Source organism: Paenibacillus sp. MMO-177 (assembly GCF_037147795.1).
Taxonomy (GTDB): domain Bacteria; phylum Bacillota; class Bacilli; order Paenibacillales; family Paenibacillaceae; genus Pristimantibacillus.
The window spans coordinates 1-223 of sequence record NZ_JBBCUR010000052.1 but is presented as its reverse complement, the minus strand read 5'-3'; the positions used below and the strand labels follow the sequence as shown (position 1 = coordinate 223).

Sequence of the window (223 nt, the reverse complement as noted above, 5' to 3'; positions counted from 1 at the left end):
ACCACCGTAAACCGTTATGAGCAATGGGGTGACACAGAAGGGCAGTGACGCAGGCTGATGGAATAGCCTGTCCAAGCAGTGAGGCAGAGTTGTAGGCAAATCCGCAACTCGTGTAAGCTAGGCTGTGATGGGGAGCGAAAATTGCAGTAGCGAAGGTCATGTACTCCGGCTGTCAAGAAAAGCCTCTAGCCAGGTGAAGGTGCCCGTACCGCAAACCGACACA

The 223-nt window shown here is 53.8% G+C and carries 1 rRNA gene; it reads left to right on the top strand.

The features are described 5' to 3' along the window. Positions 1-223, top strand: a 23S ribosomal RNA gene (locus WFK81_RS31045); the annotation flags it as partial.